This window comes from Halomicroarcula saliterrae, assembly GCF_031624395.1.
Lineage (GTDB): Archaea > Halobacteriota > Halobacteria > Halobacteriales > Haloarculaceae > Haloarcula > Haloarcula saliterrae.
The window spans coordinates 167,109-182,568 of the sequence record NZ_JAMQON010000005.1 but is presented as its reverse complement, the minus strand read 5'-3'; the positions used below and the strand labels follow the sequence as shown (position 1 = coordinate 182,568).

Below are 15,460 nucleotides of genomic sequence, written 5' to 3'. Positions count from 1 at the left end.
AGCGACCGGCTGTGACTCCTGAGCGAGGTCGAGAAGAGCCTGTCGACGACCGAGGCCGGACAGCGCTCGACTGAGCGAGCGGTCTCGTACGCGACGACACAGCGCTGCAGTCACTACGACACGATAGCACAGCGGCCGTGTGTACAGGCCGTGTGCGGCGAGTGACGGGTGCGCAGTTTCCGGCAGTCGAAAACCGGCGACGGTCAGCTGCTCACCAGAGCTGGCCGTCGAGGCGATAGTTGATGACGAGGACGAATCCTATCGTCAGCGCCATGTAGAGCACGCTCACCGACGCGATCGCGGGCGTGTAGTTGTACCGGAGGCTCGCGAAGATCACGACTGGAATCGTGTCCAGGGCGGGCCCACCGACGAGCAGCGCGATCAGGTACTCGTTCAGCGAGAGGATGAACGTGAACAGCACGGCGACGAACACGTTCGACGCGATGAGCGGGAACGTGATGCGTCGAAGGGTCTGGAACTTCGTCGCGCCGAGGTTGCGCGAGACCTCCTCTACGGCGCTGTCGATCTCGTCGAGGCCGGAGCTGATGAGCACGAACGAGAACGGCGAGAAGACCACCCCGTGAGCGAGGATAATCGCCCACACCGTCCCCCAGATCCCCACCAGCAGGAAGAAACTCATCAGGGCAACCGCCACGATGACCGGCGGGACGAGCAGCGGGACAACGCCCAGTCCCCAGACGAACTTGCCGTACGTGATATCGTAGCGGTTGAGTGCGAACGCGAGGCAGGCGCCGATGGACGTCGCCACCAGCGACGCGCCGGTCGCGACGGTCAGCGAGAGCTGCAGTGCGTCCAACCACTTCGCCGAACCGAGTATCTGCGTGTAATACTGGAGCGAGAGCCCCTCGGGCGGGAACGAGAAGTACTCGCCCGCGGTCAGTGAGACACCGAGGATGATGACCATCGGGAGCACCAGCACCAGATACATGAACGAGACGTAGCCGCGTCCCACTATCGACCCCAGGCCGCTCAGGATGTCTGTGCTCGGGACCGACCGTCGAGGGGTGTCAGTGTTAGCCATCTGCTTCCTCCTCGTAGGTGTCGCCCACGAGTTGCTCGGAGCCCAGACCGAGGTACTTCACCATGATCGCGAACAGGACGATCACCAGTCCCGTCATGAGAGTCGCGAGTGCGGAGCCGAACGGGATATTCAGCTGCGTCTGGATAACGTCGGTGATGATAACGGGTAGCGTCCACTCGCTGGGGTTGCCAAGCAGCAGCGGGACAGTGTAGGACCCGATAGAGAGGATGAACACGAGCGCCGCGGACGCCGCTATCCCGTTACGAGAGAGCGGCAGCGTCACGCGCCGAACCGTCTGTAGCTTCGTCGCACCGAGGTTCCGGGACGCCTCCTCCAGTTCGGGGTTTATGTTCTGGACGCTGGTGTACATCGTGAGGACGGCGAACGGGAGGAACCCGTAGACCATGCCGAGCATGACCGTGAAGTATCCGGTCCCGCTCGTCACGGGTTCCCCGATCACGTTGAGCCCCATCAGGAACTGGTTGAACAGCCCGTTCCCGGAGAAGACGATCTGGACCGCGTAGGCGCGGATGATGACGGTTAACCACATCGAGCCGATGATGGTCAACAGGTAGAGGTTACGGAGTACGGCCGAATCGGTCCGCGCGATCCAGTACGCGATCGGGTAGCCGAGCGCGGTTGCGATGACCGCCGTCAGTCCGGCGAACTCCAGCGTCTGTCCCAGGTAACCCAGGTACAGAGACGAGGAGAAGAACCGGAGGTAGTGTTCGAGTGTGAACCCGATGGAGTAGTACTCCCCGGTCGGTTGGGGGAAGAAGCTGACGGCCAGGAGATACAGCGCTGGCACGACAAAGAAGACGAGAAGCATGACGAGCGGGTAGCCCAGGACGATATCCCGCGTGTGCGATTTCAGCCACTCTTTGGCGCCTGAGACCGAACGCCCCGGAAAGGAGTCACGCTCGATCGTGTCGCTCAAGCTCACGATGCCACCCCGACAGTTTCGTCCGCGTCCGGCGCCTCGGAATCGTCGCTTTCGGCGAAGGTCCGAACGTCGACCGGGTCGAACGTCACCGTCACTTCGTCGCCGCGCTCGAAGTCGATCGTCCCGCTGGACTGGACTTCCACGGTCACCGGACCGTACTCGGTCTCGACTTCGTATTCGACGACCGACCCGATCAGCTGGACGAGCCCGACTTCGCCGTGCAGACTGTTTTCGGCGCCCGGTTCGGCCTCGTCCCGGCGCGTGATCGAGAGGTTCTCGGGCCGAACGAGCAGTTGCGCGCTCGTGTCGGCCGTGAACCCGTCCGCCGCGGCGGCGATTTCGCCGAAGTCCGTGTCGAAGACGCCGAAGTCGTCGGCTTGCCGAACCATCCGCCCGCTGAAGACGTTCGACTTGCCCATGAAGTCGCCGACGAACACCGATTCCGGCTGGTTGTATACGGCTTCGGGCGTGCCGATCTGCTCGAAGTTCCCGTCGTTCATGACGACGATCCGATCCGACATCGTCATGGCTTCTTCCTGGTTGTGCGTCACGAACACCGTCGTGACGCCGAGCTCTCGCTGTATCCGGGTTAGTTCGGTCTGCATGTGTTCACGCAGCTTCTCGTCCAGAGCAGACAGCGGCTCGTCGAGCAACAGCATCTCGGGTTCGAGCGCCAGTGCCCGCGCGAGGCCGACTCGCTGGGACTGCCCACCCGAGAGCTGCTCGGGCATTCGGTCCTCGTACCCGGGCATTTCGATGAGTTCCAGCATCTCGGTGACGCGCTCGTCGACTTCCGACTCGGTGAACGACTTGTCGGCGACACGCATCCCGTAGGCGATGTTCTCCTTTACGCTCATGTGCGGGAACAGCGCGATCGACTGGAAGACCATCCCGACGTCGCGCTTGTCCGGGGGCGCTTGCGTGATGTCGGTGAAGTTCATCTCGACCGTCCCCTCGGTGGGTTCGACGAATCCGGCGAGCATCCGAAGCGTCGTCGACTTCCCACACCCGGAGGGACCGACGAGCGTCACGAACTCACCTTCTCTGACCGAGAGGTCGACGTCGTCGACCGCGCGAACGGAGCCGTCGTACACCTTGGTAAGCCCGTGGAGTTCGAGATGTTTCGGGTTGGTCATGAGAGAATCATCTCCCGCCAGCGCTGGGAAAGCCATTCCTCGCGGTCGAGGTACATCTCGTAGTCCGGTCGAATCGCCGCTTCGGGGCCGGGACCGTACACTCGCGAATAGAGGTCTTCACCCATGTCCAGCGCCGATTCCTCGATGACCGGTGCGGTGAACAGGTTCTCGCTGATCTTCTGCTGGACGTCGGGTCGCAACGAATAGTCGATAAACTGAATCGCCTCTTCGGGGTAGTTCGTCGAGTCGAGGATGACCCACGCGCCGTCGTTCTGGACCGCGCCTTCCGAGGGGAACACCGACTTGACGGGCTCGCCGTTGTCCTCCATCACCAGCGTCACGTCGTGGAACAGCCACGACGCGCTGACGTTCTCTTCGAGGAGGGCCTGCTGTGCCTCGGCCTCGCCGTTGTACCAGAGTGACACCTGTGATTTGAGCTCCTGAACCTTCTCGAGAACCTGCACGAGCCCGTCCTGGGACTGGAGCGTCTCGCGGCCGTCGAAGAACATCTCGGCCGTGATATCGATGATGCCGGAGCGTTGGCTGTCACTCAGCGCGAGCGACCCCTCGTACTGGCTGTCCCAGAAGGCGCTCCAGCTGTCCAGTGGTTCGTCGAGGAGATCCGTCTGGGACACCAGCGTCGCGAACCAGCCGAACGCTCCGGTCCCGACGACTTCCCCCTGGTCCGTCGTCGGGAGCAAGTCGTCGAGGACGACGTCACTGTTCTCGAGTTCGCCGGGGTCATACGTGTGCCAGATACCCAGCCGCTGGCCTCGAATCCGGTTGATAGGCGTCGCCACGACGAGGTCGATGGGTGCCTCGCCGGCCTTCACTGCAGACTGGAGCTGTACCGGTTCGCTCGCGCTCGTCCCGCCACTGGTCTCTACCGGGATACCGGTCTCTTCCTCGAACGGGGCGACAAGTTGCTTGTCCAGAACCTCCTTGAAAACGCCGCCGAAGAACTCCACCGAGAGCGGATTGCTCTCGGTCGGTGAGCTTGGGCCGTCGTTCGAGCCGAACACTGAGCCACAGCCAGCCAGCCCCGCCGTGGCGCCCACTGATGCCATCTTCAGGAAATTTCTGCGTCCTGCACTCCCCACAACGTTCGTATCGTTATCGCGATTCATGCACCAGAAGCATCCAGCAATTGCCCGTTAATTAGCTCTTTGTTTATTTTAATGGGTTGAAATACGACACCGAGGTATATCTCTTGGCGTTTTTAGGGATATAATCGTCCTCTTAGAGATAGGGCTTCTCCGGTCGTGCTTGAGCCTCTCGGGCACGGTTGAAGTTACAATGTTGAGTTATTATCTTTATTTCCATTTATTCGTTCAACTTCTAGAGGTTTTGTATGAGTATTGTACGTTCCAAAGACGATATATTCGGTGATATTCAATTTTTGCACGTGCGTCAGGATTTGCAACGTTTCGGGCCAACAGTCGAGGGATTTCGCCCCGGAGAGAAGCCGTCGGTCGACCAGCCGAATCTTTCATCGGCGTTCGGTCAGTGGCGTGGCCAGTATCGGGGACGCCTTCCACAGCCGACCTCCGGGACGACGGCCGTACCGGCTACTGCGGTACCACAGATAACTGAGACCCCGTCCCGAGTGGGATACCCGGTCTATCGCCGGAGCCCACACGGTCGCGTCCGTCCGAGGAGGGTATCGAACACGCTCCGTAGTCAGCCAGGTGGTGTCTCGTGAACGGGGACGACTTTCGGACGAAACGGAAAATCCAGCAGCTGGGTTCGTCGACGCTCGCAATGACGCTTCCCGCGCAGTGGGTTCGGGAGCAGAATCTCGCGAAGGGGCGTCAACTCGTCGTGCAACACGACGAAAGCGATGGGTCGTTACTGGTTACCCCCGATGACATGCACAAGGCCGGGACCGAGATGACGATAGACGCTAGCTCGCACTCTCCGGCGTCGATACGTCGAGCGGTACTCGGACAGTACGTGCTCGGCCGACAGTTCGTCCACATAGAGAGCGATGGGCCGTTAGAGCCAGCGGTCCACGAGACTATCACCGAAATAGAACGGCAACTCCTGGGATTCGGTATCGTGAACGAGAGCACTGATTCGGCCATCGTGAGGTGCTCGGTGGACCCCGCTGACTTCGAGCTTCCGACCCTGATGAAGCAGCTCTGGCAAACCGAATCGGTGATGCGGACCGAAACCGTCGAGGCGCTGCTGACCGACGAGCTGGATGCCGCTCGGCGGGCGTTGCGACGGCAGGACCAGGTGACGAAGCTGTTCTATCTCCTGCTCAGAATCGTCTTCGCGACGTACCGAGACCCGCGTCTCAATCGTACTGTGGGCTTCGAGACCGGATTCCCGCTGATCGGGTATCGGTCGGTCGCCCAGGACGTCAAGCTGATGGCCAGAGCGAATCGAACGGTCGCGTCACTGGTGCTCGAATCGGACGGGTTCGACCTCGATGGGGAGATGCGCGCTCATCTAGACGAGGTCACGGAGGCTCTGGACCGATTCGCGCGTGCCACACAACAGGCGGTGACGGCTCCCACTATCGACGTAGCCGCCGACGGCGATCGACTGGTCGACACGCTCGACGCCGCCATCGCCGACACTCAAGAGCGGATAGAGACGACTCGGCCGGCTCCGCTCCTCTCTCTGCAGCGGGTGCTCACGAACTTCGAGAAGAGTGGCGTTCACGTCGCCGACAGCCTCGATGTCGCCACTCGCTTCGCCTACCGGTCCGACATGACCGCTTCGACAGAAGAGACGTGACGGTCTGTCGTCTCGGCCGCGTCGACGGTGATGATGTCGAACGCGAAGACGGCGAGTAGCCCGGGTGAGTGTGTACTCGACACCGATGATGGGTTGTTCGTTGCCGCCTCGAACTGTGGCGGTGTCCATCGCCAGGAGACAGGCAATTCCGGGCTCAAGACGTGGATTCCTCCGCTGGGCGTGCAAATACCGTCCCACGGCAACACTCTGTCCGGTGACGTGTGCATACCATGTACAAACCTAAAGTTCTTATAGATTGACACGTGTGGCTTTCAGCGCGTTCCGGATGATAGCTGTGAGTTCTGTGGCGCTCTCGATGACTACTTGTAAACACACGGCTAGCAACGACCCTGTATGGACCGTTCTGAGTTCCGGCAGGGTGTCAGAGATGTCGTCCCACTTCTGCTTGGAATCATCCCCTTTGGTTTCATCGCCGGCATCGCCACCGTGAACGCGGGCCTCGGGCTCCCGGAGGCAGTGGGACTGTCTACTATCGTGTTCGCCGGGGCTGCCCAGCTCGCTGCACTGGATCTCATCGGTCGGGATGCGCCACTTGCGATCATCGTCGTGACCGCCCTCGTCATCAACCTCCGCATGCTGATGTACTCGGCGTCGATCGCCCCCCATTTCCAGAGGCTGTCGAGCCGAACGAAGGCCGCAGTCGCGTACCTCCTGACGGACCAGGCGTACGCGCTCGCTATCGCCCGCTACCGGACTGATGATTCGGCCCGTTCCGTAGCCTATTATTTCGGTGTTGCAGCGACACTGTGGGTCGTCTGGCAGCTGACGACTATCGCTGGCGTCGTGCTCGGGACGAGCGTTCCCGAATCACTGGGTCTCGAGTTCGCCGTACCGCTGGTCTTTCTGGCTCTGCTGGTTCCAGCGATGGAGGACGGCCCAACAACCATCGCTGGCATACTCGGTGGAACAGTCGCGGTGGTGACTGCTGGACTACCGCTAAATCTGGGCCTGCTCGTCGGTGCGTCAGTCGGTGTTTTGGCCGGTCTTCTCACAGAGACCGCCACGGAGGGTTCCTCGAATGGCGACTAGTTACTCCGGACCCGTTATCTGGGGCCTCATCTTTGTAATCGGCGTTCTGACGTTCCTCATCAGGATGTCGTTCATCGGTCTCTTCGGGTATCTCGACGAGATTCCGCCACAGATACAACGCGGACTCCGATTCGTTCCGGCCGCTGTTCTAGCCGCGCTCGTGGTTCCCTCGTTTGTCACGCTCGAGCCGGGGACTGGCGGCGTCGCTGTGGATAAACTCGCTGCTGGTATCGTCGCTGCAGGCGTTGCCTGGCGGACGGAGAACGTTCTCACGACGATCGGGGCCGGAATGACGACCCTGTGGGTCGTCCGATTCGTCCTGCTGCCGGCTGTCTAACCGCCCACTGCGACCGCTGTATCGAGCGTTCCGAACGACACTGACGGACAGGTATGCGGGTTCTACGACACCGTCGAGACGGCTACGTGCGGATATTTTCCCGGCCCGGGACTCAGGCCGAGGAGACCTTCCAGCGCGTTAGACATCTGAACCAGCGCGCCACCGCCGCTCTTTACTACACTGTCTCTCCTCACTAGCGTGACGGGGCGACAGCGGCGACGCGACGCCGGAGTCGGACCGCACGACGCTCCGAGAGCGGCCTCGACGAGTCAGAGAGAGTCCGCAGTCGCACAGCTGCCAGTGGCGACCACCACAAAGCGTATGCCGACAGTGACCACTCGATACGGCTGGGCAGCGGTCCCCGCGAGTTTCGTTCCGCCCCCTTCCAGTTGCTGGGGCCGCGCCCAGCGCTATCCCGTCCGGGCGCTGCCCACGCCCGGACCTTGTAGCGGTTACGAGGCGTGTCCCGGAAGTGGTCCAGACGAACCCACGAGGTCACCTGTCACGGCCGAGCCGACCGTCACCGGCGCCATCGCAACAAAGAAGCCTGCTACCTCGACCCACGCGTGTGTTACTCGCTCTCGTCGGCGAACAGCCGGCGGAAGGCACCAGACCGCTCAGGGACTGAACTCGCGTCGCTGCCTCTAGGCCCGGGAATCGCGAAGTAACTACGGCAGTTTCTCGGGGTCGATATCGACCGCAGCGACTTCCCAGACGTCCCAGAGCGCCCGAAGGGCCGACTTCGCGTGTTCTCCTCGGATATCTTGTGGCGACCTGTCCTGTTCGGTCATCCGTTCCACTATATGACCCTCCATCCTGTTCGGACCGTTTTCGCCGCGGTAATGCAACTTGGACCGCCGCAGTTCGTTAATCTCCAACAGATCTGTTAGCAATTCGTCCGTGATGACACCCTCTCCGTGGGCTTGGGTAGCGATGTTGTACAACGACCAGGGGCGGTCGCTGGTATTTTCCGGGATGTTTTCGTGGAGTATCTGTTCGATGGCGGCAGTTGCAACGGCGAAAGAGCCGATAAAATAGCCGTCGACGAACGTCTCTTGGGCTTCCGGAATCATCTCCATCGTCGACATCGTAGCGGCTCGCACATCGGGACTGTTGGCCGTTATCCATTCCCGACGAATCGCTTCCCCGTTCGAGGTGTCGCTAAATTCGTCCGATGTAGAGTACGTCGGCATGCCATCGATTCAGCGGCCGTAGGGTTATATAATGGGTTGGAGCGAGTCCACTGCGAAGCAGACTACTCGAAGTAGCGGAGTGGCAACATGGCAGCACGTCCCGATTCGCGAGGAACAGGTTTACCCCGTCGAAACCAGCGAACGCCAGTCGACGTCGAGGAGCCATGGCACGGGTGAGCACTGGTAAAGCCCCGGACCAGAACCCGAGAACAATCCAGATGGCGCCCGACGCGGCTGCGAGCCGCCGTAGCGTGACCAGAGCGCGCCCCGAATCACAGCGCCAGCGGCTGGAGTCTGGCGCCAAAGGAGAGAGGGGCCCCTGTGGCGTATAGGCACGGCCCACCGCGGAGAACCGCATCAACGATGCTGCACAGATTATCCTGGGACGACCAGCCTATCAATTTATACAGACACCGGTCCAATCGCGATGTGATGTTCGGTATTCCTGACCGAGAGATACTCTCGACAGGAGACGACGTGACATTTTCCGAGACAGCGGACGCAGTTTCGCTATCCTCACTGCAGCCGATACCACGTATGCTTGACGAGGGCGTCGATTCAATCACCGTCTCGAAGACGTCTGCCAACAGATATCGAATCGAATACTTCGGCTTTCTATCCGGCCATCTCCGGACCACGGAAGACGGAATGAAAGCCTTCGGGAAGACGATACTCGCCGACGAATCACCGATCCCGGCCTGGGTTCTCGATTCAGCGACTGCGGAAGTACCGTGGTGGGCGCCAGATGACTACGAGCCCCCGGCACCCATCGAATGCGGCCAGTGCCGCGAAGAGACGCCCGTGAGGTCGATACTGACTCCACTCGAGTCTGCCGACCTTCCGTATGTCTGTCGGGACTGCTGGGATGCCAACAATCGCAACTGAGGTGACGTGGCCAGCTACTGCCCTCGGTGTGGATTCTGTCCCTCTATCTAACCGAACGCGCTACTCGGCCGTGACTGATGTCGCTCCACTCGCTCGGCGAGAGCGAACTCGAAGCCGCTGACTGACATCGGTGTGTGGCCCGACGTTCCTTCTCGGTGGCTGGAAGGAGCTGTCGGTGGTCTTTGCTGGTTCTCGTTAGTGGGCTGCTGTACTTTCGCACTGGTGGCCCCTCAATCAATTCATCACCGAAATAACGAGCAGCCCCACGTGGGGCTTTCAGTGTTCGGCTGTTCGGCACGCAGTGACGAAGTCCGCGACGATATCGGTAAACGCAGCAGTCAGATCTTTCGCCGCGAATTCGTCGAACCGTATTTGATCGGTGTCCCTCGGTAGTCCATACAACGACTGAAACGCCCGTTCATACGAGCGATACGCGTCCTCCTCCCACGGAACGAGGTCGAGATATCCGTAGTCGATGGGCATCTTCGCGGGCCATATCTTCAGCTCGCCGTTTACGTTGGCTGTGAAGACACCGGGGTTACGGCCACTGGTTCCCTGATGAGCCTCGACGACGAGTTTGATTCTGGCGTTTTTCACGCCGGTCACGTCGACTGTGTCACCGATTTCTTTCGCGAATTCGTGAAGCTCGATGAACTGTCTGGCCGCTTCGTCAGTTATCTCGCCCGCGTCTCGCTTCCGGTCCACGTCGGCAAGCATCTCCGTTTCAGTAGTAATGTAGCCGGGTCCCTGTCTCGACATACTTGCTAGATACTTCCGGAGAGAGCACTAATAGACAGCGTATAGCTGTCCGCAGGAAATCGTCTCCGACGGACCGATTCTTCGAGCGGTTCGGGTTCGAGACGATCGGAGGCGAGCGGCCGGATACAGCCGGCTGGCGTCCGCGATGTCTCGTGCCCGGTAGCCGATGTATCGGTGCCGAACGGATTGACCGCATCGCCCTTCTAGCGCCCACCTGAACCCGACCAATCAAATCGTTGAAACTCGAACGTACCGGTATGGATTCCGGTGACGTAGACACAGTGTTTCTCGCGGGAGCAAGTGGTGACACGGGACAGAACGTGCTACGATTGCTCGCCCCCCGGGACGTGCGCGTCCGCGCGCTGACTCGCTCGCCGGCGAAGCGAGCCCGACTGCAGCGAGTTGGGGCGGACGAGGTCGTGGTCGACGACTTGCTCGACCCCGACGACCTGGACAGCGCCGTCGACGGCGCTGACGTGGTTATCAGCACTGTCGGGTCGGCACCGACGGACGTCCTCTCCGGCGGTCCGTACGTCGACGGGGTCGGCGCGCAGAACCTCCTCGATGCCGCACTCACGGCTGACGTCGACGCCTTCGCTATGGAATCGGCCATCGGCGTCGGTCCCGAGGACGCGAGCGTGCTTGCGACGGTCTTCGACATGGTTATCGGTCCGATCCAGCGAGCCAAAGCAGCCACCGAAGCAGCGCTCAGAGAGGCTCCGCTGCGACACACGATTCTCAGGCCAGGGATACTCACGAACGGCCCTCGGACCGACGACGTGACCGTCGCCGAACCCGGGGCGAAACTATGGGGAGCTGTCTCACGGGCCGATGTCGCCCGCCTCCTGATCGCCGCCCCAGTCACCGACGCTGCTGCCGACCGGACCTTCGAGGTCGTCTCGAAACCGGCCTTTCGCGACCGGAGGCTCCATATCGACTGGCAACTGCCGGGCTAACGCAGAGGCCGTGGGTACCGACCGAGAGCCGTCTGTCGTCATCCGCCACTGACGAACAGGTCGCCTCGGTCTTGTTGCGGAGGATCTCGTAGTCGTCGGGGAACGGTGGCGTGTTCATCGCTCGTCCCGAGCCGTGCAGGCCGACGTCGTGGACGAGAGCACCGATTCGAACACCTTCCGTTCGGCCTTCCGGAGATGCTGGTGGAACGTCGGCGGTGCAACGTCGAGTATCGATGCGACTCCTTCGCCCGAGGTATCGCGAGGCCACTCGAAAAATCCGGTGTGAAAGGCAGTTTCCAGCGCAGAACGCTGCCGTGGCGTGAGCTCAGTCATCAGTTCGGGAACCGTGGGTTCGTCCTGGTCGTGGATCGATCGCTGGCGGCGCTTCAGAAGGTTCACATCTGGATATACCTCGTGCATCTTCTCGATTACCTCCCGAACGTCCCCGCTCGGGGAGAGATGGACCGTCAGGTGATAGTCACCGTCTTCGATGACAGCCTCGGGAACGGAACCGCCCAGGGAGGCGATGGTGGACAGGACTGGCGGTTCGGAGACCCGAAGTTCGAACAAGGTCTCGTCACCGTGGTCACGGAAGGTGACGCTTTCGTAGAACGGAATCGCCTCGACCATCGCCTCCACGGTATCGATACCGCCCGGCGTCGTCCGCCCGAAGAAAATGTAGTCGTCGTCGGCGATCGGAACCGTCTGTTCGAGGTAGATGGGGTCCGTCTCCGAACCGTCGATGCCCAGCGACTCGAAGACGTTCTGGATCTGGAACTGCAGTTCGACGACTTCGTCGCTCAACAGGGCGCGTTTCCGTTCGAGGGCGGCGATCGCGTGACCGACGATTTCACCGAGTTGCACGACCACGTCGCGTTCGCGTCCTTCGAACGCGTTCGGGCGCTCGGCGTATACGTTCAACACCCCATAGGTAGTGCTCTCGTGGACGATCGGGATCGCGGCCGACGACCGGAAGTCACACGCTGCAGCAGCGCTGTGGCAGCGGTCGGAGCTCTCGTCGGGTGAGAGTTCCTGCGACGTCTGCACTTCGCCAGTGTAGAAGGCCCGTCCCGTCGGGTTCTTGCTCCGTGCATCGTCCGGGTCGATGGTGATAGTGATGTCGTCGAGGTACCCCTCGACGCCCGCCTCCGTCCGGAGATCGACGGTCTCCGTGGCGGCATCGATGTCGCCGATCCAGGCGAACGAGTACGAATCGGCGGCCGCGAAGCGCTCGCAGACGGTCGTTTCGATCTCATCGCGGGTCGACTGGTCGATGACCGCGTCGGCGATCCCCTGGACGACCTGGTTGACGTTGTTCAGTGCGGCGAGTTCCGCACGCTGCTGAACCAGTTCCCGTTCGTGACCGTGGCTCTCGATAGCGCTCGCGAGGATGTTGGCGACTGACTGGACGAAGTTGACGTCGTGATCGGAGAATCGCGCAGGCTCGGTGTCGTGGGTCCCCAGAATACCCCACGGGTAGTCGTAGGGGCCAATGAGCGTGCTAATCCCGCTTCGGATGTCGTGGCTCGTGAGCAGGTCCGGGCCGCTGAACCGCGGTTCCGTGTCGAGGTCCTCGACCCTGACAGGTGTCTCAGACGCCAGAGTGTACGCCGCCTGCGAGTCGCCCTCGACGACCGAGACGGTCGCCTCGCCGACGATGCCGTCGTCCCAGCCAACGCCCTGGCGGAGCAGCAGTTCCTCTGAGCCAGCGTCCAGTTCCAGAAGCTTACAGTAGTCGTTATCGAGTGTTTCCGCGACGAGTTCGGCCGCCTCGGTCATCAGCGCGTCGAGGTCTCGATTCTCCAGAGCGCGCTGCCCCAGGTCGGTTACGACTTCCTGTTGCCGGACACGGGTCTCGAGTTCCCGTTCGCGCGTTTTCAACTCCGTGATGTCCTGTGACATCGCCGTCGCGGCAAAGATATCGCCGTCGTCGTCGCGTACGGGAACGAAGTGGAACTGGTAGCTCCTGCCGTCGATTGTGGCCTCAAACTCGGAACGCTGACCCGCAAGGGCCGCCTCATACCGTGGGATGACGATATCTGCGATCTGGGGCGGCAGGACGTCACGGGCGAGCGCCCCCTCCAGATCCGCTCTCGTCACGTCTGTCCCTCCCTCTGGCGTGCCCGCGAACGTAGTGTACCGGAGTTGCTGGTCGACAAGGGCGACGGCCCCAGCAGGGAAATTATCGATAAGTGTCTGGAAGTGGCGCCTGTATTCCTCGAGTTGCCGCTCACGTTTCTTCCGTTCGGTCACGTCTCGGACGACACCGGCGGTTCCCTCGAACTCGGCACGGGACGGGAGTACTGCATAGCGGCTCTCAACGGTGAGCCGGTCACCGGCCGCCGTCTCGATTTCGAGTTCGACGCTTCCGGTGTCGTCATCGCCCTCGATGAGTGCTTTGCGGCGCTGCTCTCCGACTGCGAGCGTCTCTTCGTCGACCACGGTAGTGATGTGACTGCCGAGCAGTTCCCCGCGGTCGTAGCCGACCAGCTCCGTGTACCCCTCGTTGACTACCGTGAACCGGTAGTTCTCGTCGACCGCGTAGACGCCGTCGGTCACCGTCTCGACGATCGTCTTGTACTCTTCGAGTCGGCGTTCCCGCTCCTTGCGTCCGGTCACATCGCGGAAATAGACCGATAGACCCTCCTCGGAGGGATACACGTGATGTTCGAACCACGTCCCGATGTGTTCGTAGAACGCCTCGAACGAGGTGGACTGCTGGGTCTCGAGCGCTTCCTCGAGTGCCCTCGCCGCTTTCGGCCCCTTTTCCAGCGCGTCCCAGAGGTACGTCCCCTGAAGTTCGGCGGGCGACCGCTCCAGGAACTCGACCGCGTGATCGTTGGCGTACGTGAACCGGAGGTCGTCGTTGAGCGCGAAGAACCCGTCGTCGACGCGCTCGAAGATGGTTTCGAGTTCGCTCTCGAGGTCGTCGCGCTGGCGTTCGAGACGCTGGGCCTGTGATTTCAGCCGTGTGATGTCCTCGCCAGTGGTGATTACGCGTTCGATATCCCCGTTGGTATCGAACACTGGTGCCGCGTTCACGGACAGCCACCGATGCCCGCCGTCGGGGCGTTCGACCTTGGCTTCCCAATCGAAGACGGGGTCACCAGTCTCTAACGTCCAAGCGGCAGGGTGCTCGTCGGGTGAAACGAGGGCCCCATCCGCGTCGTATACCGTCCGATCGCCTGGTGAATAGGACTCGGTTTGACTGTCCGGGATTCCGAGGACGTCCTTCGCACGTTCGTTTATCCGGACGTGATTTCCGTCGCTGTCGAGGACCATGATGCCCACGGGACTCGTATCGACAATCCGGTCGGTGAGGTCTCGCTCGCGTCGCAGCTGTCGCTCCTGTTCGCGGCGGCCAGTCATGTCGCGGGTGACATTCACGTATCCATCGAGGGTCCCGTCATCATCTCGGATCGCCGAGGTAGTGACGTTCGCCCAGAACCGAGACCCGTCGGCGCACATACGCCATCCCTCGTCTTCGGTCCGCCCATCTTCGGCTGCTTTCGCCAAGTTGTCAGCCGGGACGCCCGCAGTGCGGTCCGCTTCGGTGTAAAACGTCGAGACGTGCTCCCCGACGATGGCCTCGGCGTCGTAGCCCTTGATATGCGCCGCGCCGGGATTCCACGTCTGAACGTGGCCGTCGGGGTCGAGCAGGAAGATGGCGTACTCCTCGACCGCGTCGACGAGGGACTCGAACTGTTTGTGGTCGGTCCGGTGGGCGCTCTCCTCCCGCTGTCGGTCGGTCACGTCGTAGTAGAGTTCGATCCGCCCGCCGGCGTACGCGCCCGATTCGATGGGCTTACTCCGGTGTTCGAGCCATCGCTCCGCGCTCCCGTCGTCAGGAGTGACATGACACTCGAATCGGTCGGTCTGCGTGTTGTCATCGTACGCCGACAGGACGACGTCGACAAACGTCGCCGAGTCTTCGACGACTGGCGCGATGCACTCGTCGACGAGTGTCCGCGTGTCCCGACCCACCATCCGCTCTCGTTCGACGCCGAAGTACCGCTCGGTGGCCTCGTTGATCCAGACCACCTCGAACTCCGGGTCGAGGACGAACACCCCGACGTCGGCGTTGTCGAGTACGTCGTCGATCAGGGACTCGGCTACTCCCTCCCATCCGGGCCCGGCGAAGTCGCGGTCCTCGGGCGGTCGCCACCACACGCGCCCGTTCCCACCTACTATCTTCGTATCGAGTCGGCCTTCGTCGACAAGACGCTCCAATCGTTCGTACGTGCTTCGTCGGCCAAGGTCGAGGCGGTCCGCTACCTCGGTCGTCGTCCGTGGGACTCCGGCTTCCTCGAAGAGGGCGAGTGTTTCCCGAAGCGCATCGGTTAACGAGCTACTGGCCATTGCCGCGTACTGGCGGCTGACCGTTATCAACCCTCCGCCGTTGGAGGGTGCATTG

At 61.6% G+C, this 15,460-nt stretch carries 12 protein-coding genes; 5 read left to right on the top strand and 7 right to left on the bottom strand.

The features are described from left to right. Positions 1 to 211: 211 nt before the first annotated feature. Genes NDI56_RS17000 through NDI56_RS16985 form a run of 4 tightly spaced genes read right to left on the bottom strand, consistent with a single transcriptional unit; the run spans position 212 to position 4,188 of the window. Positions 212 to 1,042, bottom strand: coding sequence for an ABC transporter permease (locus tag NDI56_RS17000; protein WP_310920870.1), 831 nt, complete (start codon positions 1,040 to 1,042; stop codon positions 212 to 214). Beyond that, positions 1,035 to 1,979 (bottom strand): ABC transporter permease, encoded by a 945-nt coding sequence (locus tag NDI56_RS16995; RefSeq protein WP_310920869.1) that lies wholly within the window; start codon positions 1,977 to 1,979, stop codon positions 1,035 to 1,037. The genes NDI56_RS17000 and NDI56_RS16995 overlap by 8 nt, the downstream gene beginning before the upstream one ends. 2 nt (positions 1,980 to 1,981) lie before the next feature. Further along, complete coding sequence (locus NDI56_RS16990; RefSeq protein WP_310920867.1) at positions 1,982 to 3,121, bottom strand: ABC transporter ATP-binding protein; 1,140 nt, start codon at positions 3,119 to 3,121, stop codon at positions 1,982 to 1,984. Further along, on the bottom strand, positions 3,118 to 4,188 hold the full coding sequence (locus tag NDI56_RS16985; protein WP_310920866.1) for an ABC transporter substrate-binding protein: 1,071 nt from the start codon (positions 4,186 to 4,188) through the stop codon (positions 3,118 to 3,120). The genes NDI56_RS16990 and NDI56_RS16985 overlap by 4 nt, the downstream gene beginning before the upstream one ends. A gap of 631 nt (positions 4,189 to 4,819) precedes the next feature. On the opposite strand from NDI56_RS16985, the gene NDI56_RS16980 reads away from it, so the two are divergent. The 3 genes from NDI56_RS16980 (at position 4,820) to NDI56_RS16970 (ending at position 7,253) form a co-directional block, all read left to right on the top strand. Beyond that, positions 4,820 to 5,866, top strand: coding sequence for an AbrB/MazE/SpoVT family DNA-binding domain-containing protein (locus NDI56_RS16980; RefSeq protein ID WP_310920865.1), 1,047 nt, complete (start codon positions 4,820 to 4,822; stop codon positions 5,864 to 5,866). A gap of 354 nt (positions 5,867 to 6,220) precedes the next feature. Beyond that, positions 6,221 to 6,916, top strand: a complete 696-nt coding sequence (locus NDI56_RS16975) for an AzlC family ABC transporter permease (protein ID WP_310920864.1) — start codon at positions 6,221 to 6,223, stop codon at positions 6,914 to 6,916. Further along, positions 6,906 to 7,253, top strand: a complete 348-nt coding sequence (locus NDI56_RS16970) for an AzlD domain-containing protein (RefSeq protein WP_310920863.1) — start codon at positions 6,906 to 6,908, stop codon at positions 7,251 to 7,253. Before NDI56_RS16975 ends, NDI56_RS16970 begins: the two co-directional genes overlap by 11 nt. A 668-nt stretch (positions 7,254 to 7,921) precedes the next feature. Here the strand turns inward: NDI56_RS16970 and NDI56_RS16965 are convergent. Further along, complete coding sequence (locus tag NDI56_RS16965; protein ID WP_310920862.1) at positions 7,922 to 8,341, bottom strand: hypothetical protein; 420 nt, start codon at positions 8,339 to 8,341, stop codon at positions 7,922 to 7,924. 534 nt (positions 8,342 to 8,875) lie between these two features. Here NDI56_RS16965 and NDI56_RS16960 point away from each other — a divergent pair. Next, the gene (locus tag NDI56_RS16960; protein ID WP_310920861.1) at positions 8,876 to 9,331 is read left to right on the top strand and encodes a hypothetical protein; all 456 of its coding nucleotides are present in this window, start codon (positions 8,876 to 8,878) and stop codon (positions 9,329 to 9,331) included. Positions 9,332 to 9,607: 276 nt separating this feature from the next. On the opposite strand, the gene NDI56_RS16955 is transcribed toward NDI56_RS16960, so the two are convergent. Beyond that, positions 9,608 to 10,090, bottom strand: coding sequence for a hypothetical protein (locus tag NDI56_RS16955; protein ID WP_310920860.1), 483 nt, complete (start codon positions 10,088 to 10,090; stop codon positions 9,608 to 9,610). Positions 10,091 to 10,347: 257 nt separating this feature from the next. Here NDI56_RS16955 and NDI56_RS16950 point away from each other — a divergent pair, with 257 nt between their 5' ends. Continuing rightward, positions 10,348 to 11,046: an NAD(P)H-binding protein gene (locus NDI56_RS16950; RefSeq protein ID WP_310920859.1), complete on the top strand. Its 699-nt coding sequence runs from the start codon at positions 10,348 to 10,350 to the stop codon at positions 11,044 to 11,046. 114 nt (positions 11,047 to 11,160) lie between these two features. Here the strand turns inward: NDI56_RS16950 and NDI56_RS16945 are convergent, their stop codons facing one another. After that, a complete protein-coding gene (locus tag NDI56_RS16945) occupies positions 11,161 to 15,405 on the bottom strand; it encodes a PAS domain-containing protein (RefSeq protein ID WP_310920858.1) in 4,245 nt (1,414 codons plus the stop codon). Positions 15,406 to 15,460 lie beyond the last annotated feature (55 nt).